The 21,221-nt window shown below is 66.5% G+C and carries 19 protein-coding genes; 14 read left to right on the top strand and 5 right to left on the bottom strand.

Features of this window, described 5'->3' with window-relative positions:
• Nucleotides 1–91: 91 nt before the first annotated feature.
• The 5 genes from malQ to AC5Y30_RS22500 all read left to right on the top strand — a co-directional run bounded on the left by malQ (nt 92) and on the right by AC5Y30_RS22500 (nt 6,085).
• A complete protein-coding gene (gene malQ, locus AC5Y30_RS22520; protein WP_499921112.1) occupies nt 92–2,260 on the top strand; it encodes a 4-alpha-glucanotransferase in 2,169 nt (722 codons plus the stop codon).
• Nucleotides 2,261–2,295: 35 nt separating this feature from the next.
• Complete coding sequence (locus tag AC5Y30_RS22515) at nt 2,296–3,177, top strand: LLM class F420-dependent oxidoreductase (protein WP_499921111.1); 882 nt, start codon at nt 2,296–2,298, stop codon at nt 3,175–3,177.
• On the top strand, nt 3,174–3,644 hold the full coding sequence (locus AC5Y30_RS22510) for a nuclear transport factor 2 family protein (protein ID WP_499921110.1): 471 nt from the start codon (nt 3,174–3,176) through the stop codon (nt 3,642–3,644). Before AC5Y30_RS22515 ends, AC5Y30_RS22510 begins: the two co-directional genes overlap by 4 nt.
• Before the next feature lie 306 nt (nt 3,645–3,950).
• Nucleotides 3,951–5,696, top strand: a complete 1,746-nt coding sequence (locus tag AC5Y30_RS22505) for a molybdopterin-dependent oxidoreductase (RefSeq protein WP_499921134.1) — start codon at nt 3,951–3,953, stop codon at nt 5,694–5,696.
• A gap of 101 nt (nt 5,697–5,797) precedes the next feature.
• Nucleotides 5,798–6,085: a LapA family protein gene (locus tag AC5Y30_RS22500; RefSeq protein WP_499921108.1), complete on the top strand. Its 288-nt coding sequence runs from the start codon at nt 5,798–5,800 to the stop codon at nt 6,083–6,085.
• Here the strand turns inward: AC5Y30_RS22500 and AC5Y30_RS22495 are convergent.
• Nucleotides 6,082–6,510, bottom strand: coding sequence for a type II toxin-antitoxin system Rv0910 family toxin (locus AC5Y30_RS22495; protein ID WP_499921107.1), 429 nt, complete (start codon nt 6,508–6,510; stop codon nt 6,082–6,084). The genes AC5Y30_RS22500 and AC5Y30_RS22495 overlap by 4 nt on opposite strands.
• Nucleotides 6,511–6,591: 81 nt before the next feature.
• Entirely contained in the window at nt 6,592–7,149 is a 558-nt protein-coding gene (locus tag AC5Y30_RS22490; RefSeq protein WP_499921106.1) for a hypothetical protein, read from the bottom strand.
• 230 nt (nt 7,150–7,379) lie between these two features.
• Between AC5Y30_RS22490 and AC5Y30_RS22485 the strand changes: the two genes are divergently transcribed.
• Nucleotides 7,380–9,197: a DUF4407 domain-containing protein gene (locus AC5Y30_RS22485; RefSeq protein ID WP_499921104.1), complete on the top strand. Its 1,818-nt coding sequence runs from the start codon at nt 7,380–7,382 to the stop codon at nt 9,195–9,197.
• Between the two features lie 115 nt (nt 9,198–9,312).
• On the opposite strand, the gene AC5Y30_RS22480 is transcribed toward AC5Y30_RS22485, so the two are convergent.
• Together AC5Y30_RS22480 and AC5Y30_RS22475 are read right to left on the bottom strand one after the other, a co-directional pair.
• The gene (locus AC5Y30_RS22480) at nt 9,313–9,600 is read right to left on the bottom strand and encodes an ANTAR domain-containing protein (RefSeq protein WP_067123258.1); all 288 of its coding nucleotides are present in this window, start codon (nt 9,598–9,600) and stop codon (nt 9,313–9,315) included.
• A gap of 260 nt (nt 9,601–9,860) precedes the next feature.
• Nucleotides 9,861–11,117 (bottom strand): CaiB/BaiF CoA transferase family protein, encoded by a 1,257-nt coding sequence (locus AC5Y30_RS22475; protein ID WP_499921103.1) that lies wholly within the window; start codon nt 11,115–11,117, stop codon nt 9,861–9,863.
• Between the two features lie 259 nt (nt 11,118–11,376).
• Between AC5Y30_RS22475 and AC5Y30_RS22470 the strand changes: the two genes are divergently transcribed.
• The 8 genes from AC5Y30_RS22470 to AC5Y30_RS22435 are packed head-to-tail and all read left to right on the top strand — an operon-like array spanning nt 11,377 to nt 20,028.
• Complete coding sequence (locus tag AC5Y30_RS22470; RefSeq protein ID WP_499921102.1) at nt 11,377–12,240, top strand: mycofactocin-coupled SDR family oxidoreductase; 864 nt, start codon at nt 11,377–11,379, stop codon at nt 12,238–12,240.
• Nucleotides 12,241–12,283: 43 nt separating this feature from the next.
• Nucleotides 12,284–13,273, top strand: coding sequence for a thiamine pyrophosphate-dependent dehydrogenase E1 component subunit alpha (locus AC5Y30_RS22465; RefSeq protein ID WP_499921100.1), 990 nt, complete (start codon nt 12,284–12,286; stop codon nt 13,271–13,273).
• Between the two features lie 10 nt (nt 13,274–13,283).
• Nucleotides 13,284–14,282: an alpha-ketoacid dehydrogenase subunit beta gene (locus AC5Y30_RS22460; protein ID WP_499921099.1), complete on the top strand. Its 999-nt coding sequence runs from the start codon at nt 13,284–13,286 to the stop codon at nt 14,280–14,282.
• Nucleotides 14,275–14,511, top strand: a complete 237-nt coding sequence (locus tag AC5Y30_RS22455; RefSeq protein ID WP_499921098.1) for a biotin/lipoyl-containing protein — start codon at nt 14,275–14,277, stop codon at nt 14,509–14,511. The genes AC5Y30_RS22460 and AC5Y30_RS22455 overlap by 8 nt, the downstream gene beginning before the upstream one ends.
• A 19-nt stretch (nt 14,512–14,530) precedes the next feature.
• Nucleotides 14,531–15,403, top strand: coding sequence for an enoyl-CoA hydratase-related protein (locus AC5Y30_RS22450; protein ID WP_499921097.1), 873 nt, complete (start codon nt 14,531–14,533; stop codon nt 15,401–15,403).
• Nucleotides 15,404–15,411: 8 nt separating this feature from the next.
• Nucleotides 15,412–16,941, top strand: coding sequence for an acyl-CoA synthetase (locus AC5Y30_RS22445; RefSeq protein WP_499921095.1), 1,530 nt, complete (start codon nt 15,412–15,414; stop codon nt 16,939–16,941).
• 13 nt (nt 16,942–16,954) lie between these two features.
• Entirely contained in the window at nt 16,955–18,334 is a 1,380-nt protein-coding gene (locus AC5Y30_RS22440) for an aromatic ring-hydroxylating oxygenase subunit alpha (protein WP_499921094.1), read from the top strand.
• Nucleotides 18,331–20,028: an FAD-binding protein gene (locus tag AC5Y30_RS22435; protein ID WP_499921092.1), complete on the top strand. Its 1,698-nt coding sequence runs from the start codon at nt 18,331–18,333 to the stop codon at nt 20,026–20,028. The genes AC5Y30_RS22440 and AC5Y30_RS22435 overlap by 4 nt, the downstream gene beginning before the upstream one ends.
• 61 nt (nt 20,029–20,089) lie before the next feature.
• Here the strand turns inward: AC5Y30_RS22435 and AC5Y30_RS22430 are convergent, their stop codons facing one another.
• Nucleotides 20,090–20,938, bottom strand: coding sequence for an enoyl-CoA hydratase-related protein (locus AC5Y30_RS22430; RefSeq protein ID WP_499921091.1), 849 nt, complete (start codon nt 20,936–20,938; stop codon nt 20,090–20,092).
• Between the last annotated feature and the right edge of the window lie 283 nt (nt 20,939–21,221).

Below are 21,221 nucleotides of genomic sequence, written 5' to 3'. Positions count from 1 at the left end.
ATGAATGGCAGGCCACCGCCCAGCAAACAATGCGCTAACTTGCGCCGGGTCCGAGTCGCCGGCCCGCGAATCCTGGCAGCAAGATGGCGGTATGACTGAACTCGCGCCGTCGCTGATCGAACTGGCCCGCAGATACGGCATCGCGACGGATTACGAGGACTGGAGCGGCCGGCGAGTGCGGGTCTCCGAGGCCACGTTGAAGGCCGTGTTGGCTTCGCTCGGCGTCGCGGCCGACACCGAACAGGAGCGCAACGTCGCGCTGACCGCGAAGTTGCGGTCGCACTGGGCGCGCCCGCTGCCGGCGACCATCGTCGGGCGCACCGGCGAGCCGATCCGATTCTGGGCGCATGTCACCCACGGCGACCCCGCCGAGGTGTGGTTGCAGCTCGAAGACGGCACGACGCGCGCCGACGTCGAACAGGTGGACAACTTCACCCCGCCGTTCGACCTGGACGGCCGCTGGGTCGGCGAGGCCAGCTTCCTGCTGCCGGCCCATCTGCCGCTGGGCTATCACCGGGTACACCTGCGCTCCGGCGACACCGAGACCAGCACCGCGCTGATCGTGACGCCGGACTGGCTCGGGCTGCCGGAGCGGCTCGGCGCCCGCCGCGCGTGGGGCCTGGCCGCCCAGCTCTATAGCGTGCGGTCACGGCAGTCGTGGGGGGTCGGCGATCTGACCGATCTGACCGACCTGGCGGTCTGGTCGGCGTCGCGCCACGGCGCCGACTATCTCTTGGTCAATCCCCTGCACGCGGCCGCCCCGACCAAGCCGATGGAACCGTCGCCGTACCTGCCGACCTCGCGGCGCTTCGTCAACCCGATTTATCTGCACGTCGAGGCGATCCCCGAATTCGCCGACCTGACCAAGCGCAGCCGGGTGCGGCGGCTGCGCTCCGAGGTGCAGCAGCGCGCCGCCCGCGTCGACGCCATCGACCGCGACAGCTCATGGGCGGCCAAGCGGGCAGCACTCAAGCTCCTGCACTCAGAACCGCGGTCGGCGGGTCGCGAGCTGTCCTACACCGCGTTTCGCGACCGGGAGGGCCGCGCGCTCGACGACTTCGCCACCTGGTGCGCGCTGGCCGAAAGGTACGGCGCCGACTGGCATTCCTGGCCCGAGGCGCTACAGCACCCGGACGCGTCCGGGGTCGCGGACTTCGTCAAAAAGCATTCGGACACAGTCGATTTCCACCGCTGGCTGCAGTGGCAACTCGACGAGCAGCTCGCCGCGGCGCAGTCACAGGCGCTCCGGGCGGGCATGTCGTTGGGCATCATGCACGACCTGGCCGTCGGCGTGCACCCCAATGGAGCCGACGCCTGGGCGCTGCAGGACGTGATGGCGTTGGGCGTGACCGCGGGCGCACCGCCGGACGAGTTCAACCAGCTGGGCCAGGACTGGTCGCAGCCGCCGTGGCGCCCAGATCGGTTGGACGAGCACGAATATCGGCCCTTTCGTGAGCTGATCCGCGCGGTGTTGCGCCATGCCGGCGGGGTGCGCATCGACCACATCATCGGGTTGTTCCGGCTGTGGTGGATTCCGCGGGGTAACCGACCAACCGAAGGCACCTACGTTCGGTACGACCACGAAGCCATGATCGGCATCGTCGCGCTGGAAGCGCACCGCGCCGGCGCGGTCGTCGTCGGCGAGGATCTCGGCACCGTCGAGCCGTGGGTGCGCGATTATCTGTTGTTGCGTGGGTTGCTCGGCACCTCGATCCTCTGGTTCGAGTTGGACCGCGACGGTAACGGCGGCCCGCTTCCGGCCGAGCGTTGGCGCGAGTACTGCCTGTCCTCGGTCACCACGCACGACCTGCCTCCGTCCGCCGGCTATCTCGCGGGAGACCATGTGCGACTGCGTGATTCGCTGGGTCTGTTGACACGTCCGGTGGAGGAGGAGCTCGAGTCCGACCGGACCGAGCTGGCGGCGTGGATGGCCGAGCTGCGGCGCGTCGGGTTGCTCGGTGACGGCGAGGACGACCCCGAGCAGGTCTCGGAAAAGGTCATAGTGGCGCTTTACCGCTATCTGGGCAGGACGCCGTCGCGGCTGCTGGGAGTGGCGCTGACGGACGCCGTCGGTGACCGCCGAACCCAGAATCAGCCCGGCACCACCGACGAATACCCCAACTGGCGGGTGCCGCTGACCGGTCCCGACGGTCGCGCGGTGCTGCTCGAGGACGTGTTCGCCGATCGCCGCACCGCCGCGCTCGCCGAAGCCGTGCGTGCGGCGATCGCGCCCGTCGCCGCGGAAAGCGCGGCCCGCTAGTTGTCCCGGCTCGAGCCTTGTTAGCTTCGAAAACCATGAAGGTCTCAGTCGTGGCCCCGGTCGGCGACGGTGTCACCGCGGACCCCGACTGGATGGTGGCCTTCGCGCGCCACCTCGAAGCGTGCGGATTCGAATCGATCGTCGCTGTCGAACACACCGTGTTGGTCACCCGCTACGACAGCGTCTATCCCTACGACAATTCGGGACGCGTCGGCCTGGCGCCGGACTGCCCCATCCCGGATCCGCTTGACCTGCTTGCGTTTCTGGCCGGCCACACCAGCCGCCTTGGGCTGGCCACCGGCGTGCTGGTGCTGCCCAACCACCACCCGGTGGTGCTGGCCAAGCGGGCCGCCACCGTCGACGCCCTGTCGGGCGGCAGGCTGCGCCTATGTGTGGGCGTGGGCTGGCTGAAGGAGGAGCTGGCCGCCTGTGATGTGGACTTCGAGAGCCGGGGCCGGCGGGCGGACGAGCAGCTGGCCGTCATGCGGGAATTGTGGGCGCAGCGGCCCGACGGGGCGTCCTTCGCGGGCGAGTTCTTCGACTTCGAGAACGTCATGTGCTACCCGAAACCCGTTGCGGCGGAGCATCTCCCGATTCACATCGGTGGTCACAGCCGAGCGGCCGCACGCCGCGCCGGACGCCTTGGCGACGGCTTCCAGCCGCTGGGGGTGACCGGGCCCCGGCTCGCGTCGCTGATCGCGCTCATGCGTGACGAGGCATCCTCGGCGGACCGTGATCCCGCGGCCCTCGAGGTGTCGTTGGGCCACGCGGTCACCAAGATCGATGCCGAGCGTGCGGCGGCCCTCGTGGACCAGGGCGCCGATCGTCTGGTGCTGGCCATGCCGCCGACCACCGACATCGAGCACGCGAAGGACCTGTTGTCGGCCTGTGCGCAACGGCTGTCCTTGAGCTCATGACGCTTTCGGCCGAACAGCGGGCCGCGCTGAGCGATCTGGTGCACCGATACGCCGCCTACGTCGATGATCGCGAATTCACCGCTGTTGCAGAGCTTTTCGTTGACGATGCAGAGCTGGTGCTGCCCGCACCGCCGACCGACCTGCGGCCGGTCCGGTCGCATCGCGGCCGCCAGCCCATCGCCGTGGCGGTCGCGGCCGTTGCCGCGGTCGCCCGCACCGAGCACGCGATCATCGGTGAGGTGTACGACGCGGCCGCACAACCCGGCACCGCCCGAGGGCGGATCGCGGCCGTCGCGCACCACTGGAACCAGCGCGACGGTGAGCTGGTGGACGTGGCGTGGCACCTGCGCTACGACGACGAGTATCTGCTGGCCGACGCGGGCTGGCGGATCAGCCGCAGGGCATTGACGGTCAACGCCATCGAAACCCGCCCGGTGCGCCGGCTGCTGCCGCATGACCCCGCCTAGCGTGTTGGCAGCAGATTATGCGCACACTCACAGCAAAACTCATCGGTTCTTATCTGCGGCGCAAATCGCCGCTTTCTTGGGGTAGATGCGGCTAGTGCTGCCGAGGGCTCGCGGAATTCTGAGCGCGCCGCGCGTTACCTGGCCATTCCTGCCCGCACGGGCGCCGCGACCATGGCCCCCGTTCCCGACCTACTCCAATTAGTCCAGGTCGATTCGTGTAATTTCGGCCGCGTGACGAACACCGTTGATTCCGCGGGGACCGGTGGAGGGCGGGCAGCGCAGGGCGGCTCGGTATCGGCCCTGGCAGTGGGCACGCCGCTGACGTCCATCCCGGACTACCGCAACGAGATACACACCGCCGAAGACGTCATCGACGTGGAGCACTACGGTGGCGGCTTCGATCTCAGCCGGCGGGCCACCGCTCCCAAGCTGCGGGTCGGCCGCGACAAGTGGTTCAACCTCCTATGGCTCATTCCCATCGGCTTTGCCGTCCTGGTCGCGGCGGTGGCCATCGGCAAAGGGCTGTACAACATGCCCTCCGTGCAGGAATTCATTCATCGCTATCCCGGGGCCGACATCCCCGCGAAGGTGCCCGGCGTGCCCGCCTGGCTGGGCTGGACGCACTTTTTCAACCTGTTCATGATGATGTTCATCATCAGGACCGGCATCCAGATCCTGTGTGACCACCCTCGGCTGTACTTCAGCCGCAACGCCACCCCCGGCAAGGACGAGTGGCTGCGCGTGGGGCCTCCGGTGCCCGACGACGAACTGTGGACCGCCAACGCCGACACCGTCGCCCTGCCCCCGCAGTTGGGATTGCCCGGCTTCCGGCACTCCATCGGCCTGGCCCGCTGGTGGCATCTGGGCATGGACGTGCTGTGGCTGGTCAACGGCCTGGTCTTCTATGTTCTGTTGTTCGTCACCGGGCAGTGGCGGCACATCGTGCCGACCAGCTGGGACGTGTTCCCCAATGCGCTTTCGGTGGCGATTCAATACCTGTCAGTGGAGCACTGGCCCGCCGACAACGGCTGGGTCGCCTACAACGGCATGCAGGTGCTGGCGTACTTCACCACCGTCTTCATCGCCGCGCCGGCCGCGCTGATCACCGGCCTGGGCATGTCGCCCGCGCTGTCGCAGCGCGTCCATTGGCTCAGCAAGCGGTTGAGCATCCAGCACGCCCGCTCGCTGCACTTCCTGGTGCTGGTCTACTTCTTGTTCTTCATCATCGTGCACGTCACGCTGGTGTTCGCGACCAGCGCGCTGAAGAACCTCAACCACATGTTCGCCGCCCGCGACGACAACGGCTGGATGGGCTTTTGGATCTTCGCGGCGGCCATGGTGGTGACGGCCGTTGCCTGGGTGTGGGCCACTCCGTTCACCATCAAGCACCCCCGGGTGGTTCAGCGCGTCGGATACGCGCTCGTCGGACCGTTCCAGCGGGTGCTCGAGCGGCTGGACCCCAAGCCCGGCGCCTTCACCGAAAAAGACATCTCGCCGCATCACTGGCGCAACGGCCGCCTGCCGGAGACCGTCGAGTACAAGGAACTCGAGCGTGACGACTTCAAGGACTGGCGACTGAAAGTCTACGGTCTGGTCGAGCACCCCATGGAATTCTCGCTCGAGGATTTGATGGCGCTGCCCTACCACGAACAGATCAGCCAGCACTTCTGCATCCAGGCGTGGTCGGGCGTCGCCAAATGGGGTGGCGTGCAGATGAAAACGATCATGGACATCGTCAAACCGCTGCCCGAAGCGAAATGGGCGGTCTTCTATTCGATGGGCCTGGGCGCCACGGGCGGCATCTACTACAACGCCCATCACATCGGCCAGATGGACCACCACATGACGATGCTGGCCTACAACATGAACGACCAGCAGCTCCCCTACATGCACGGCAGACCGCTGCGGCTGCGCAACGAATTGCAGCACGGCTTCAAGCTGGTGAAGTGGATCAAAGGCATCGAGTTCGTCGCCGACTACCACGACATCGGCAGCGGTTACGGCGGCTACAGCGAAGACCACAAGTACTTCGGACGTCACCAGACTCTCTAAGCCGCGGCCGCACCCACCTCCGCCAAGTCGTTTGTCCCGACGGCCTTTCGGGTAGCTCCAACACATCGGTCGTAACGGATGTGACAGCAGAGGAGACGCCGATGAGGCACAGCCCTCTCGACCACGAGCGGACCGCTGACCGCGACGTCCACCGATCGGCCGAGGCGCGCACAGCCGGGCTCCTCGTCGTCGCGGCGGCCGCACTGGCGTTCGTCGTGTGCGTGACCACTTTCGCCCTTGGCGAGGCCCACGCGGGCGTCGTTTCCGCCATCGTCTCCATGCTCGCGTTCGGTGCCGGGCTGTCCTGGCTTGCGATGGACCGCAGGCGAGTCCGCGATGCCGAACGGAACTGGGTGCTCGGCCGCCGAATCCGCCGACGCAGCGGCTAACGCAGTGCCGCGAGGTTGTTCACGGACTTCTGCACGTCGGAGCGCAGGACGCGGGCGACCAAGCCCCCGACCGGCCCACTGAGCAACCCGCCACCGAGGTCGGCGGTGAGGTGAAACGTCGAGCCGGGGTGATCATCGGTCACGGTCATCGCCACCGTGAGGCGGATGCCGCCGCGCCCCCGTCCCTGCAACTCAATCGCTTTCGGCTCGTCGTATCGGGTGACCTTCCAGTGAATGACATTGCGGAAGCCCTTGACCTTGACGCACGACGACACACATGTGCCCTCTTCGATCGTGTCGGGCACCGGTCCCCGCCACCCGGCGAAAATCGTCATCCACTCGTCAAATCGATCCAGGTCGGACGCCAGCTTCCATGCTGCTTCCGGTTCCACCTGCGACGACACCGAGACATCTACGCGAGCCAACGTCTTCCTCCCTGGCGATCAGAACGCACAACCTTGGCTGGGTACCCCGACGCCGCCGCACGTACTCCTGTGCCGGTCCGTTCAGGGCCAGGCCTGCTCCAGCTGCTGGGACACGTCGATGATCTGCGCCGCCTGCGACTGCGGCGCGTCGATCTCGGTGGCGACATATTGCGCGATGAATCGCCGGATCTCGCCGTCGACGCCGGCCAGGATTCGCAGCACCTCGCCACGGATCGACTTCGACGAGACGTTGACGGTGATATCGGAAGGCCGCGGTTTGGCGACATCGACGATCAGCAACAACGGTTCGGCCGCTCGCGCGGTCGCGCGCAATTGAATATCACCGGAGACCATGAAGCGCTGCTTGTCGAGCCATAGGTCGACCAGCAGATCGATCGAAAGCGGAATGTGAATGACGAACGTGATGGCCTCGCCCAGCCGGCGCGTCACCCGGGGCTCTTCGATCTTGACGTTGGCACTGACTTTGGCAATTCGCCCCGGCCCCTGGGCAATCGGCTCCATCGCGAACTCGCTGCCGGCGATGTCCGCGAACGCGGCAGCGACCCGCTCCGGAGTGACGGCGACCTCGAAGAACCTGCGGCCAAACTCTTCGTAGGTGACATAATCGTGGTTCGTCATAGGCTTATACCGTCTCATGTCGCCTGCCGGAACGGTCGCTGATCTGGTCGCGTCGCGCGAATCGCGCGTTAGATCCACTTTCCGGCAGGATCAGCAAAGCCGATCGGTGTCCGGGGGCGATCTGCGCCGATCCCAGCGGATTTGTGAAGCGCATCACAGACAAGGCGCTTCGATTCGATGTGTCGGGCGGTGGCCTGCGAGGCTTGATGGTGGAGGTGTTTCTCAGTCCCATGCCCCAGGAAGTAACTGAACAGCGCGCGGGCCTGGCGGGGGTCCTCATCTGGCTCGGTGGCGGACACCGGCGCGAGCTGGGTGAGCGTCACGAACGGTCCGCCCACGCGGTCGCCGGCGCGGTCGTGCTGTCGGGTGCGGTGCTGGCCTGGCTGGTCGCGACCCTCGCGATCAGCGAGTCGGCTCGCTGGCCGCTGCCGGCCGTCGTGCCGCTCACCCTCGTCTTCGGCCTACTGGTCGGCGCGGTCGCCCGTGCCACCATCCCGGGGCCGCAACGGACCCGCCCCGGTGTTGTGGGCCGCGCCGCGGTGGCGGCGGCCGCAGGAGTCGTCGTCGGTGAGCTTGCGGCACTGGTCATTCTTTCCAGCTCGATAGCCCATCGCCTCGACGAACGAGCGTTGCGCAGCGCCGAATCGGCCCCCGCCGTCGCGCAGGCGTCGGCGTCCCTGCAGCAATCCAGGGCTGCCCGCTCGGGGCTGGACAACGCGGTCGCGCAGGCCCATGACCGTCAGGACAAGGCCCTGGTCGTCGCCCGCTGCGAATACCATCCCACGCCCGGCTGCCCGCAGACCCGGATCACCGGTGATCCCGGTGCCGGGCCGGAAACCCGCACGGCCAACCAGCTTCTCGCGGACGCCCAGCGTGAATTGGACACCGCGTTGGCCACGCGCGACAGCCGCGCACCGGAGCTGGAAGCCACGATTTCACGACAAGAGCTGGCGCTGCGCAACGCGCAAGACGGTGTCGTGACGGATGCCGGTCGCGGCCTGGGCGCACGTTGGGTCGCGATGAACGACCTCACCTCCGCCGACGCCGGGGCAATGACCCTGCGGCTGGCGACGATCGCGCTGTGCGTCCTGCTCTATGTGACGCCGGTGATCCTGGGTTTGTGGCGCGGTGAGACAACCCACGACCGGCGTGCAAATTCGCGTGCCGAGCGTGAACGCGCCGACCTCGAGGCGGACACCGCCATCGCGGTCAAGCGCGCCGAGGTGCGCCGCGAGGCCGAAATCCTCTGGGCCGAGCATCAACTGACGCAGGCTCGGCTTGCCATTGAGGCGCAGACCGAGATCGACCGCGAGCAGCAACGCCGCCGGGTCTCCGAGGCGTTGGACGTTGCGGTGCACGCGCCGTCGCACCGGGCCTTCGAACCAAGCGCCGACGACGTGTACCTGCCGATCGCCGCCGAAGCCGAGGCGGCCAGCCGGGCGATCACCCGACTGCCCGCCCCGGAACCGGCCGCAGACATCGCCCACGCCCCCGATGTTCCGGACAACCTGCCTGCTCCCCTGTCGCCGGCCGGAGAGGTCGAAGCCCACGAGCAACGGAGCGCCCCGTCGATCCCGTCGATCCCGGACGCCACCAAGGCCGCGGCCCGCTGGATTCGCCCGCTGGTGCCGCCGTTCGTGGCGAAGGTGATCGACACCACGACTGCGCCACTGCGCACCGCCCGCCAGGCGTTCGAAGGCGTCCTCGAGGAAACCGAGGAAATCACGTTCACCCTCAAACGCTCCCGAAAGGTGACGGTCAGCTCGGAGGCCTCGGACACCCGGCTGTCCGGGCGCCCCGCAAGCGCTGAAACCAGCTCGGCGGAAACGGAATTCGTCAGTTCGTCGCGGCATGAACCCGGCAGTCGAGAACACCGGCAGCTGGCGGGTCGCGATTTCGGTTCACCCTTGCCGCGGCGGTCCGATGATGCTCGACGGCTGTCGGTGGAATCCGGTGACGGCGGCCGTCGGCGGGCGCTGACGAAGCGTGACGGGCCACCGGAATTGGATCCGCCGGATGGCCCGCGTCAGCTGCCGCCGCCGAAATAGCCTGCCGCTATCTGCAAACCCAAAGCGTTGTCGTCCAAACGCGGTTGGGAAATGTGGTAGTTGGCGGCGGCCGGGCAACCCCTCGAAGCTCGGCCGCCCCAACGTCTTGGCGCCCTCAGCAGGTCAGGGCGGCGGATTTGAACAGCGCACCCCACTCGTGACGGGCCGCGGACTGCGCGTCGACGAAGCTGGGGGTCTTCTCGCCGTCGCCCGCCAGGTGGACCAGCGCCCATGCCATGGCGAATACCGGAACCTTGTGCCGTATCGCCGCGCTGTGCAATTCGTCCAACGCGGCGTCGGAAGGACACCGGCGCAGGCCGATGAGAATGCCCCGTGCGGTGTCGAGAATACGACCGGAATTCGGGCCACAAGAAGTTTGGGCGGGGACCCAGTTCGTCGTCATGCTGTGTGATACCTCCTGCTGCGCCCTTGCGAAACCGCTACCCGAACAGCGGCAGGAATGTGTGCGGTACGCTTCGTCGCGGCCGCAATCCCCAAAAGGCGCCCTGTGCAATGATTTGCGGATCTGTCGCGTGGTGCCAGTCAACCATTGACATTGAGACACGGCCGTGACCGTTTCGGAATCGGTTGCTCATCAAGAAATTCGCGACACGTGGTATCGAAAAAGGCTGTGAAGCAGCGCAATCAGCTGCACCGGACCCGCTAGAGAATGGCCTTGGCCGCCTTGGCCTTCGCGATGTCGTCCCAGTCGATGTCGAGTTCCAGCAGGATTTCTTCTGTGTGTTGCCCGTGCTCCGGGGCGCGCGCGGGGGCCGGTGGTGTCTCGTTGAATTGCACTGGCGCGGCGACGATTCGGTACTTCTCGCCGTGGTCGTCGACATTGGTGACGACGTATCCGTTCGGTTCGACCTGTGGATCGTTGAGGGTTTCGCGCGGGGTCGCCAGCGCGCCCCACACACCGGGCTCGTCCTCGAGCACCGCCTGCCAGTGTGCGAGGTCGTGACGCGCGAAAGTCTTCGCCAGCAGCTCGGTCGCCGCCGCCGCGTTGGCGATCAAGTTGGTGGAGGGGACGAATCGCTCGTCGTCGGCCAGTTCCGCAAGTCCCATGCGCCGGCAGAAGCCCACCCAGAATTTGTCCGGCTGTAAGAACACCAGCTGGATCCACCTGCCGTCTTTGGTCTTGTACCGGTTGACGAGCGGGTTGATGGCCAGGCCGGGCGGGGCGCCCGGAATCCCATCGATATCGAAGAAGTCAGCAGCCGAGATCGACGGCGCTATCGACCACATCGCCTGCGCCAGCAGCGAAGAGTCGACGATGCTCGGTTCGCCCGTGCGTTCGCGGTGAAACAGTGCCGCGCACACCCCGCCGGCCAGCGTTGCCCCGCCCTGCAAGTCGCCGAAGCCGGGCCCCTGTACCGCGGGCGTCTCGCTTCCGAACGGCGTGAGCGTATAGGCGACCCCACCGCGCGCCAGGTACGTCGCGGCATCGAAACCGCCGCGATCGCGATCCGGACCGCGGACGCCCAGGCCGGTCCCGCGCGCGATGATGATCTTCGGGTTGAACGAGCGGATGTCCTCGACCGTCAGCCGGGCCCGTTCGAGCGCACCGGGCAGCCAATTGGTCAAGAACACATCCGCACTGGCCAACAGCCGGCCGAACAGCTCGCGACCCGTGTCCGATTTGATGTCGATGGCGATGCTGCGTTTGCCGCGGTTGCCCAGCTCGAGAATGAAGTCCGCATCCGGGCGGGCCGCCTGCCGGGTGAACCCGCCCACGACCAGCGCGCGCCCGGGATCGCCCATCGCGACGCCTTCGACCTTGATGACGTCGGCACCCCAGTCCGACAGGGCGGCACCGGCAGAGGGCACATAGGTCCAGGACGCCAATTCGACCACCCGGACACCGTGAAGCACTCCGCCGCGCACGCCAGACATCGCCAACTCCCTCGTCGCGTCCATTCCTTGCTATTTTAGATATTCTAGCTAGTCTGGGGCGTAGTGATAGCCCCTCTGCAGGTCAGCGCAGTTTTTCGTGGAAGAGATGCGATGGAGCCGACCGAAGCTCTCAGTCCGACGCCCGCCGCGGTGACCGCGCGCCGCAATCCGGCGCGGCTGGGCCGGGAGTCGATTGATCTCCCCTTCAATACAAGCGGCGGCAGCGAATGGCGTTGGGCCGCAACGCGGGTCGTGGCATAGAGACTCGGGCGAAGGACGGGCGATGGGCAGGGTAACGGGCAAGGTGGCCGTGATCAGTGGCGCCGCGCGCGGTCAGGGCCGCTCGCATGCGCGACTGCTGGCCGCCGAAGGCGCGGACATCATTGCCGTAGACCTCTGCACGGACATCGACACCAATGAGTATCCGCTGGCCCGCCCGGAGGACCTGGACGAAACGGCGCGGCTGGTGGAAAAGGAGGGGCAGCGCGCCTACACCGCGATCGCCGACGTCCGCGACCGCGTCGCCCTGTCCGCGGCCATCGACGAGGGCGTCGCCGAGTTCGGCCACCTCGATGTCGTGGTGGCCAATGCCGGCATCTGCCCGCTGACCGCGGGGCTGCCGCCGAAGGCTTTCGCCGACGCGGTGGACGTGGATTTGGTTGGCGTGCTCAACCTCGTCCATGCCAGCCTCAAACACCTCGAGGCCGGCGCGTCGATCGTGGTGATCGGTTCCAACGCCGCCTTCATGTCGTCGATGAACACCACCGGCATCGACGGCGGCCCCGGCGGGGCCGGCTATGCCTTCGCGAAACTGGCTGCCGCGCACTACGTCAACGACTTCGCCCTGGCGCTCGCGCCGTTCTCCATCCGGATGAACGCGGTGCATCCCACGAACGTCAACACCGACATGTTGCACAGCCCGCCGATGTACCGGGCCTTCCGGCCCGACCTGAAGGAGCCGACCCGCGAGGACGCCGAACCCATCTTTCCCTTCGTCCAGGCGATGCCGATCCCCTACGTCGAGCCCGAGGACATCAGCGAGGCGGTGCTGTTCCTGGCATCCGACGCCGCCCGCTATATCACCGGCCAGCAACTCCGGGTGGACGGCGGCGGTTTCCTCAAGGTCAAGCCATGGTCGGGTGCGTGACGGCAGTGTCACCAATCGGGATGCGGCACAACGGGACTGCGCGATGACCGACGATCCCGCGATGCAACGCCGCCTGTACGAGCTCATGGTACTGATGAAGGCGGCCGACGACCGGCTGTCCAAGGGGATCGGCACCGGGGAATTCATGTGCGTGTACTGGCCGTCGCGCGGTCAGGAGGCGATCGCCGCCGCGATGGGTGTCGCGCTGCGGCCCGACGACCAGCTGGTGACCACGTATCGCGGATTGCACGACCTCATCGGCAAGGGAGTGCCGCTCGAGGAGATCTACGGCGAGATGATGGGCCGGACGGTCGGCGCCAGCCGCGGCAAGGGCGGCACCATGCACATCGCCAAACCCGAAGCCGGCGTGATGCTTTCGACCGGCATCGTCGGAGCCGGGCCACCGGTGGCCGTGGGGCTGGCGATGGCCGCCAAGCGCAAGGGGCTCGACCGCGTCACCGTCGTCAGCTTCGGTGACGGTGCCACCAACACCGGCTCCTTCCATGAGGCGGCCAACATGGCCGCGCTCTGGGACCTGCCCATGGTGTTCGTCTGCCAGAACAACCTGTACGCCGAGATGACACCGACAGCAGACACCATGAAGCTCGAGCGGGTGGCCGATCGGGCCGCCGGCTACGGCATGCCGGGTGTTCGCGTCGACGGTAACGACCCGTTGGCGGTCAGCGCCGCGCTCGACGCGGCGCTGCAACGGGCCCGCGGCGGCTCGAATGAACGGGGCCCCACCTTCATCGAGTGCGTGACATTCCGTTTCCGCGGCCACTACTTCGGCGACCGAATGCCGTACATCCCCACCGATCAACTCGAAGCGGCGATGGCCGCCGACCCGGTGCCACGCTTCCGCCGGCACCTGGTCTCCGAAGGCGTGTGTGGGGAAGACGAACTCGCGCGCATCGATGACGAGGCGCTGGCGACGGTGGAATCCGCCCTGCAGACGGTGATGAGCGCGGATCCGCCGACGGCAGACGAGCTCGACCGGGACGTGTACGCGACTGGAATCCGGTTTCCGGTCTGAGGATTTGGCGATGGACGACAAAGAGATGACGATGCGCGAGGCGTTGAATCTCGCACTGGATCAGGCGCTCGCGGCCGACGACCGGGTATTTCTGCTCGGTGAAGACATCGCCGATCCCGGCGCGTCCGGCCCGACGGCCGGGCTGTCCACCAAGTACGGCCACGACCGCGTCCTTGACACCCCGATTTCGGAGGCAGCGATCCTGGGCGCGGCCATCGGTGCCGCCATCGACGGGTTGCTGCCGGTCGCCGAGATCATGATCATGGATTTCATCGGCATCGCCGCAGACCAGCTGATCAACAACGCCGCCAAACTGCGGTTCATGACCGCCGGGCGCACGTCGGCGCCGATCACCGTCCGCACCCAGGTCTACGCGGGGCTGGCCACCGGAGCGACGCATTCGCAGAGCCTCGAGGCGTGGTTCATGCACATCCCGGGCATGAAGGTGATCGTGCCGTCCACACCGCGCGACGGGAAAGGGCTGCTGACGTCGGCGATTTTCGACCCCGACCCCTGCCTGTTCGTCGAGACCATCCGGTTGCAGGGAAAGAAAGGGCCCGTCCCCGTCGACCCCGGCTTCTCCATCCCCTTGGGCCACGCCGACATCAAACGGCCCGGCACCGATGTGAGCCTGATCGGCTACGGGCGCTGTGTGCACGACGCGCTCACCGCCGCGGACACGCTGGCCGAGCGGGGAGTCAGCGCGGAGGTCATCGACCTGCGCACGCTGGTGCCGCTGGACGTCGAAACCATCGTCGAATCCGTCCGGCGGACTCGCCGAGCCGTCATCGTGCACGACGCGGTCCAATTCGCGGGTCCCGGAGCCGAAGTCGCCGCGATCCTGTCCACCGAGTTGTTCGGTGAGCTTGCCGCACCCATCGAGCGCGTCGCCGCACGGTTCGTACCCAACCCGGCCGCCGCGGCGCTCGAAGCACAGGTGTATCCGTCACCGGCTCGCATCGTGGAAGCGGCGCAACGCACGTGCGCGGGGGCGAAGGTGCATGGCTGACTTCGTCATTCGCATCCCCCGCGTCTCGGTGGCGGTCTCCGAAGCCGAACTCACCGGGCTCTTGGTGGGCGCCGGTGAGCATGTCGAGGCGGGCACGCCGATCTATGTGATAGCCACCGAGAAGGTGGAACAGGAGATAGAAGCCGGAGCATCCGGCACCGTCAGCTGGACGGGCCAGGTCGGGACCACCTACGACATCGGCGCCGAAATCGGCGTCATCACGTCCTAACGAGGAGAGGTAAAGCCGGATGGATCTCAACGAGACCCGCGAAAGAATCATCTACGAAAAAGAGGGCCCGATCGCCCGCGTCACGCTGAACTGGCCGGAGAAGGCCAACGCCCAGGACCAGAAGCTGGCCGAAGAGGTCGACGCCGCGCTGCTCGACGCCGACCGCGACTACGACATCAAAGTGCTGATCATGAAGGCCAACGGCAAGGGCTTCTGCTCAGGACACGCCATCGGCAACAACGCCGTCGACTACCCGTCGTTCGTCGAGGGCGCCAAGGTGATGGGCACGCCGTGGAAACCGCAGACCGACCTCTTCGTCAAGCCCATCCTGAACCTCTGGGAATTCTCCAAGCCGACCATCGCCCAGGTGCACGGGTATTGCGTGGGCGGCGGCACTCACTACGGACTGACGACCGACATCGTCATCGCATCGGAGGACGCGTACTTCTCCTACCCGCCCCTGCAGGGTTTCGGCATGCCGTCGGGTGAATGTTCCATCGAGCCATGGGTGTTCATGAACTGGCGGCGCGCCGCGTACTACCTCTACCTGGCCGAGGTGATCGACGCGAAGAAGGCTCTCGACGTCGGTCTGGTCAACGAGGTCGTCCCGCGCGACCAACTCGACGACCGGGTCGAGGCCATCGCCCGTCACATCGCTCAGGCCCCGATGACGACCCTGCTGGCCACCAAGGCCAACCTGAAGCGCGCCTGGGAGCTGATGGGCATGCGGGTGCACTGGCAGAGCTCGAACGACCTCGTCGCCCTCGCCTCCATCAGCAAGGATGTGCAGGAGCTGATTCAGACGGTGTTCAAGGACAAGGTGCTGCCCTCCGAGCAGGCTCGCCGCCAGGCCGCGGCCGCCGCCCAGACCGACGGCGCCGCAACGACTTAGGACCGTTGGTGAACATCGCCGATCACGCGATCGCAGCCGCACAGTCGCCGGCCCTGATCACCGACGACGGCCCGATCTCGTTCGGCGAACTGTATGCCAGCAGCCAACGGGTGGCCGCCGCATTGCACGAGGCGGGGCTGCGCCGCGGCGACGGTGTGGCGCTGGTCCTGCCAAACCGGCCGGAGTTCCTCGAAATCACTTGGGGAGCACAACTTTCCGGACTCTACTACACCGCGGTCAACACCCACTTCATCCCCGCGGAAGCCGGCTACGTCATCGACGACTCGGACGCCAAGGCCGTCTTCGTCGATGCCTCGATGCCCGAACTGGCCGCGCACATCCGCGATTGCAACGCCGGGGTGGTCGCCCGTTTCTCCGTCGGCGGCCCCCTGGCCGGCTGGCGCTCCTATGAAGACGCGCTGACGGCGGCGGGCGACGCCCCACCGATATCGGACGGCTCGGAGATGCTCTATTCGTCCGGTACCACCGGACGGCCCAAGGCGGTGCGACGACCGCTTCCCGTCGACGGCACCGGGTCCTGGGCGCAGTCGGTACTCGAGATGGCGCTGATCCACAAATACGGCATGAGCTCCTCGAGTGTGTACCTGTCCCCCGCGCCGCTGTATCACGCGGCGGGGGTGAACTACACCATGGCGGCCAACCGGGTGGGCGCGGCGTCGATCCTCATGCGCAAGTTCGACGCCGAGGCGGTGTTGCGGCTGATCGAGACCCACCGGGTGACCCACGCGCAGTTCGTACCGACGATGTTCGTGCGCATGCTCAAGTTGCCCGAGGCCGTGCGGAAACGCTATGACGTGTCCAGCTTGCGGTGCGTCATTCACGCGGCGGCGCCGTGCCCGGTCGATGTCAAGCACCGAATGATGCAGTGGTTCGGGCCCATCATTCACGAATACTACGGCGGCACCGAGGGATTCGCGGGAACCACGATCGGTCCGCAGGATTGGCTCGCCCATCCCGGCTCGGTGGGGATTCCGATGGCCCCGGTGCACGTGCTCGGCGAAGACGGGCAAGAACTTCCCGTCGGTGAAACCGGCGAACTGTACTTCGAAGGCGGGCCCGACTTCGAATACTTCAAGGATCCCGCCAAGACCGCGTCGGTGTCCAACGACCGCGGGTGGCGATCGCTTGGCGACATGGGCTATGTCGACCGCGACGGGTTCCTGTACCTCACCGACCGCTCGACCTTCATGATCGTCTCCGGCGGGGTCAACATCTACCCGCAAGAGGTGGAGAATCTGCTCATCATGCATCCGAAGTTGGTTGACGCGGCGGTATTCGGGGTTCCCAACGGCGAATTCGGCGAAGAGGTCAAAGCCGTCGTGCAACCGGCCGACGGCGTGCTGCCCGGACCCGGGCTCGAGGCCGAACTCGTCGAGTACTGCCGGGCCCACCTGGCCGGGTACAAGTGCCCGCGCACCGTCGAATTCGACTCGCTGCCGCGCGACCCGAACGGAAAGCTGTACAAGAGACGCATCCGCGACCGCTACTGGCAGGGGCGGGTATCGAGGATCGTATGAACGAGGGATGGCCATGAGTACGGACGTGAACTGGACCCCGCTTCCGGTGCCGTGGGCGGTCCGGGCCGCCGATCGCATCCCCAAGCAGCGGTACTACGACCCGGAGTTCTACGCGCTCGAAAAGGAATTGCTCTGGCCGCGCGTGTGGCAGATGGCTTGCCGCCTCGAGGAGATCCCCAAGCCGGGCGACTATGTCGAGTACGAGATCCTCGACGATTCCATCATCGTCGTGCGGCTCGACGCAAAGAACGTGCGCGCCTATCACAATGCCTGCCGCCACCGCGGCGTAAAGCTGGTGGAAGGCAACGGGAATCGGCGCACCTTCGTGTGTCCCTTCCATGGCTGGTGTTGGGGCATGGATGGGCGTAACACGTTTGTGCTGAGGCCCGAGGAGTTCGACGAGCACAACCTGAACCCGGAGGATCTTCGCCTCGTCTCGGTGCGATGCGAGGTGTGGGGCGGCTGCGCATGGATCAACCTCGACGACGCCGCACCGCCGTTGCGCGACTGCTTCGAACCGTTCGCGTCGATCTACGACGCCTGGAAGGTGGAGTCGCTGCGCGTCGAATGGTGGCAGTCGTGCCGGCTGCCGGTGAACTGGAAGCTGGCGACGGCCGCCTTCATGGAGGGGTATCACGTCCCGCAGACCCACCCACAACTGCTGCCGTCGAGCATGCCCGCCTCGTCCGCCCAGCCACCGGGATTGGCACAGACCAACCTGTATTTCATGCGCACCCTCGGCGAGGGCATGGCCGGTATGACGCACGAGAATGACGTCCGCATCGCCGAAGGCCTGCAGGACATGGAATTGCCGTCCGATCCGGCCGAGGCGATGAACGTCTGGCGCACCACCCTCAACGACGCCATCGTGCATTGGCATCGAGCCAGGGGCTGCGACATCCCCGACCTCAACGAACTGGCGCGGCGCGGCATCACCGAGGCCATCAATTTCTGCTTCCCGCATTACTTCGTCCTGCCGCAGTACAGCAGCGCCTCGTCCTACCGGATCCGTCCGCTGGGACCGGAGGAAACCCTCTTCGAGATCTGGTCGCTCACCCGCATCCCACCCGACCAGATCACGCCCAAACCGACGCCTCCGGACCCGATGGCGCCCGACGACCCACGCTGGCCGCCGATACCCGCGCAGGACTTCTCCAACCTGCCTAAGCAACAGAAAGGGTTGCACTCCAGGAGTTTTGAATACATGAGACTGTCCAGCCGAATCGAGGGGCTGATCTCGAACTTCGAACGGGTCATCGACGGCTTCCTCGCCGGGCTGCCGTACGACACGCTGGTACCCGCCATCCAGAAGACCAACACCACCATCGACGTGCCGATGGTGGATCTCGGCCTCGCTTCGACGCCTGGGGCCATCGGTAGGGCGGCACGATGAGCACGCGGTGGGACCACTCCGTCGATCTGCTCATCGCCGGCAGCGGCGGGGGCGGCATGGCCGCGGCGCTGGCGGCGCTCGACTCCGGCATCGAGCCCCTGGTGCTCGAAAAGCAGGCGCTGGTAGGCGGTTCCACCGGACTGTCCGGTGGCATGGTGTGGCTGCCGAACAACCCGTTGATGCGCGCCAACGGCATCGCCGACTCGCATGAGGACGGCCTGGCGTACTTCGACGACGTCGTCGGCGACATCGGGGCCGCCTCGTCACCGGCGCGCCGCGAGACTTTCCTGACCGCGGGCTACGAGATGATCAACTTTTTGACCCGTAAGGGCGTTCGGTTCGTGCGGTGCCCCGGCTGGAGCGACTACTACCCGAACCACAAGGGCGGCAACGAGTCCGGCCGAGCCATCGAATGCGTTCCGTTTGACGCCGCGGCGCTGGGAGACTGGCGCGACAAGGTCCAGCCGTCGATGGCCAAGAGCTACGGGGGTTTCGTCCTCAAGACGAACGAGTTGCGCTCGGTGCAGTACTTCAACCGGTCGCCACGAGCCTTCGCGGTGGCCACCCGGGTGTTCGCCCGCACCAGGGCGGCGCGGCTGCTCCGGCGGGAAATGCTCACCAACGGCGCGTCGCTCATCGGCCAGATGCTGAAGGTGCTGATCGACCTGCGCGGCGACCCGCCGATCTGGACTCACGCGGCCATGGCCGATCTGATCGTCGAGGACGGCCGTGTCGTCGGCGCGCGGGTCTCCCGCGACGGGACCACGCTGAATGTCGAGGCGCGCAAGGGCGTACTGCTCGCGGCGGGCGGCTTCAGCCGCAATGCGGACATGCGCCGTCGCTACAGCGGCGACCAGCCCAACGAGGCGCGCTGGTCGATCGCCAATGCCGGAGACACCGGCGAGGTGCTTGAGACCGCGATGCGGCTGGGCGCGAAAACCGACCTGCTGGACGAGGCCTGGTGGCTGCCATCCATTTTCATCGCCGACGGCGGTGATGCAGCCAGGGCGCTCGGCAGCGGGCGGCAGCGCCCCGGGGCCATCTACGTCGACGGGGCCGGCAAGAGATTCTGCAACGAGTCGAACTCCTACGTCGAAGTCGGCAAGGCCATGTACGCCAACAAGGCGGTGCCGTGCTGGATGGTCTTCGACGAGGGCTACATCCGCCGATACGTCTCGGGCGCCAACCCCGTCAAGAAGCGCAGCCTGCCCGAGGAACTGATAGAGCGGGGCGCGGTGCTGCGCGGTGCGACCGTCGCCGAGCTCGCCCGACAGATCGATGTCCCCGCCGACGCGCTCGAGCAGACGGTCAAGCGGTTCAACGGGTTTGCGGTCAAGGGCCTCGACCCCGATTTCGGCCGCGGCCAGTCGGCCTACAACGACTGCCTGGGTGATCCCGGCTACCGCCCGAACGCCGCGCTCGGGCCGCTCGAGCGGCCACCGTACTACGCCACCCGGGTCTTGCCCGCCGATGTCGGGACGTGCGGCGGCGTGATCACCAACGAGCACGCGCAGGTGCTCGACTCCGACGACTGCGTGATCGACGGCTTGTACGCGACGGGCAACATCACGGCGACGGTGATGGGCCGAAACTATTTGGGCGCGGGCGGAAGCATCGCCTACACCATGGTGTTCGGCTACGTCGCGGCGCGACACGCCGCCGGCCGAAAGGTCGCCGGCGAGCGGACTCGCTAGGCGGACGGTCCCGCCGAGCGTGAAACTGGTTTCACGCTCAGCGCCGACCGTGAAACTGGTTTCACTTTGGCGGGCAGTATTTTTCGTCGCGGTCGACGAAATCGCGCGGCTTCATGCCGGACTGCATCAGCTCGGCCCGCCGCGCCTGCACGTCGGATGCGGCACCCACCATGTTGGTCAGGATGTGGCTGACCTGGAGATGAACCCGCATGCCCATCAATTCCCACGCGCGCTTCACGTTGTTCTTGACGGCCATCAGTGTGGTTAGCGGGATTTGGGCGATCTTGCGCGCCATCTCCTCCACGGTGTCCTCGAGGTCGTCGCGTGCAACCACCCGGTTGAGCAGGCCCCAGTCGAGGGCCTGCTGCGCCGACAACGTGGGAGCCAGCAGCAGCCAGTCCATGGTGCGATGCCAGTTCATCAACAGCCACGGCTCGATCATTGTGTGCCCGCCCGGTTCGCCGAGGCTTTGGGCAAGTGGCATCTGGAAATACGCGTCCTCGGATGCGACGCAGAAGTCGGTCAGCAAACCCAGATATATCCCGCCGCCCATGCAATAACCGTGGATCTGCGAGATGGTCGGCTTGGGGAATTCCCACAGATACAGGGTCGGCCATAAAAACAAATCGGCGGTGCCTTTGTACAGGTCCTCGAACGTGTCCCCGAAATCGGGATACGGGTTTTCGTCCGGACCCCAGCGCGCCACATGGCCGCCGCAGAATCCCTTGCCGTTCGCCTTGAGAATGACGACCTTGATGTCCTTGTCCCGGTCCGCCTCGTGCAGGCACTCGTCGACCTCACCGACCAGGACGGCGTCCTTGGTATTGGCTTTGTCCACCCGGTTGAGAATGATCCGCGCAATCGGCGGTTCGCGTTCATAAATGACCGCTTCCAGGACACGCCGCTCCATCACGGTGACACTACCGGAGAGCGTCATTCTGCGAATTGGCTTTGCGGTTGCGCAATGTCGGCCGTCGGGGTTTCGCGGCTGGTTAGGGCATTGGCGTCCCGATGCGCTAGGCTGGCGGCAACGTTGGCTACATGACATCGCATGCCAACACCGTCGTGGAACGCTTCCTCATCCCAATGCTTGTCTCGCGGCGATCGATTTTGCCATCCGGCAATCTCGCCACCTCGTGCCGATGCCGCGCGGCGCTTTCGCCTGCGGCACAGCACCACCGATGCCCGAAAGG

The organism is Mycobacterium sp. NGS27, from assembly GCF_059813005.1.
This window is presented reverse-complemented; position numbering and strand designations above follow the sequence as displayed.

Bases quoted from the DNA above. Each gene is read 5' to 3' on its own strand.
- malQ (WP_499921112.1), top strand. From the start codon at position 92: ATGACTGAACTCGCGCCGTCGCTGATCGAACTGGCCCGCAGATACGGC.
- AC5Y30_RS22515 (WP_499921111.1), top strand. From the start codon at position 2,296: ATGAAGGTCTCAGTCGTGGCCCCGGTCGGCGACGGTGTCACCGCGGAC.
- AC5Y30_RS22510 (WP_499921110.1), top strand. From the start codon at position 3,174: ATGACGCTTTCGGCCGAACAGCGGGCCGCGCTGAGCGATCTGGTGCAC.
- AC5Y30_RS22500 (WP_499921108.1), top strand. From the start codon at position 5,798: ATGAGGCACAGCCCTCTCGACCACGAGCGGACCGCTGACCGCGACGTC.
- AC5Y30_RS22490 (WP_499921106.1), bottom strand. From the start codon at position 7,149: ATGACGAACCACGATTATGTCACCTACGAAGAGTTTGGCCGCAGGTTC.
- AC5Y30_RS22485 (WP_499921104.1), top strand. From the start codon at position 7,380: ATGCCCCAGGAAGTAACTGAACAGCGCGCGGGCCTGGCGGGGGTCCTC.
- AC5Y30_RS22480 (WP_067123258.1), bottom strand. From the start codon at position 9,600: ATGACGACGAACTGGGTCCCCGCCCAAACTTCTTGTGGCCCGAATTCC.
- AC5Y30_RS22475 (WP_499921103.1), bottom strand. From the start codon at position 11,117: ATGGACGCGACGAGGGAGTTGGCGATGTCTGGCGTGCGCGGCGGAGTG.
- AC5Y30_RS22470 (WP_499921102.1), top strand. From the start codon at position 11,377: ATGGGCAGGGTAACGGGCAAGGTGGCCGTGATCAGTGGCGCCGCGCGC.
- AC5Y30_RS22465 (WP_499921100.1), top strand. From the start codon at position 12,284: ATGACCGACGATCCCGCGATGCAACGCCGCCTGTACGAGCTCATGGTA.
- AC5Y30_RS22460 (WP_499921099.1), top strand. From the start codon at position 13,284: ATGGACGACAAAGAGATGACGATGCGCGAGGCGTTGAATCTCGCACTG.
- AC5Y30_RS22455 (WP_499921098.1), top strand. From the start codon at position 14,275: ATGGCTGACTTCGTCATTCGCATCCCCCGCGTCTCGGTGGCGGTCTCC.
- AC5Y30_RS22450 (WP_499921097.1), top strand. From the start codon at position 14,531: ATGGATCTCAACGAGACCCGCGAAAGAATCATCTACGAAAAAGAGGGC.
- AC5Y30_RS22440 (WP_499921094.1), top strand. From the start codon at position 16,955: ATGAGTACGGACGTGAACTGGACCCCGCTTCCGGTGCCGTGGGCGGTC.
- AC5Y30_RS22435 (WP_499921092.1), top strand. From the start codon at position 18,331: ATGAGCACGCGGTGGGACCACTCCGTCGATCTGCTCATCGCCGGCAGC.
- AC5Y30_RS22430 (WP_499921091.1), bottom strand. From the start codon at position 20,938: ATGGAGCGGCGTGTCCTGGAAGCGGTCATTTATGAACGCGAACCGCCG.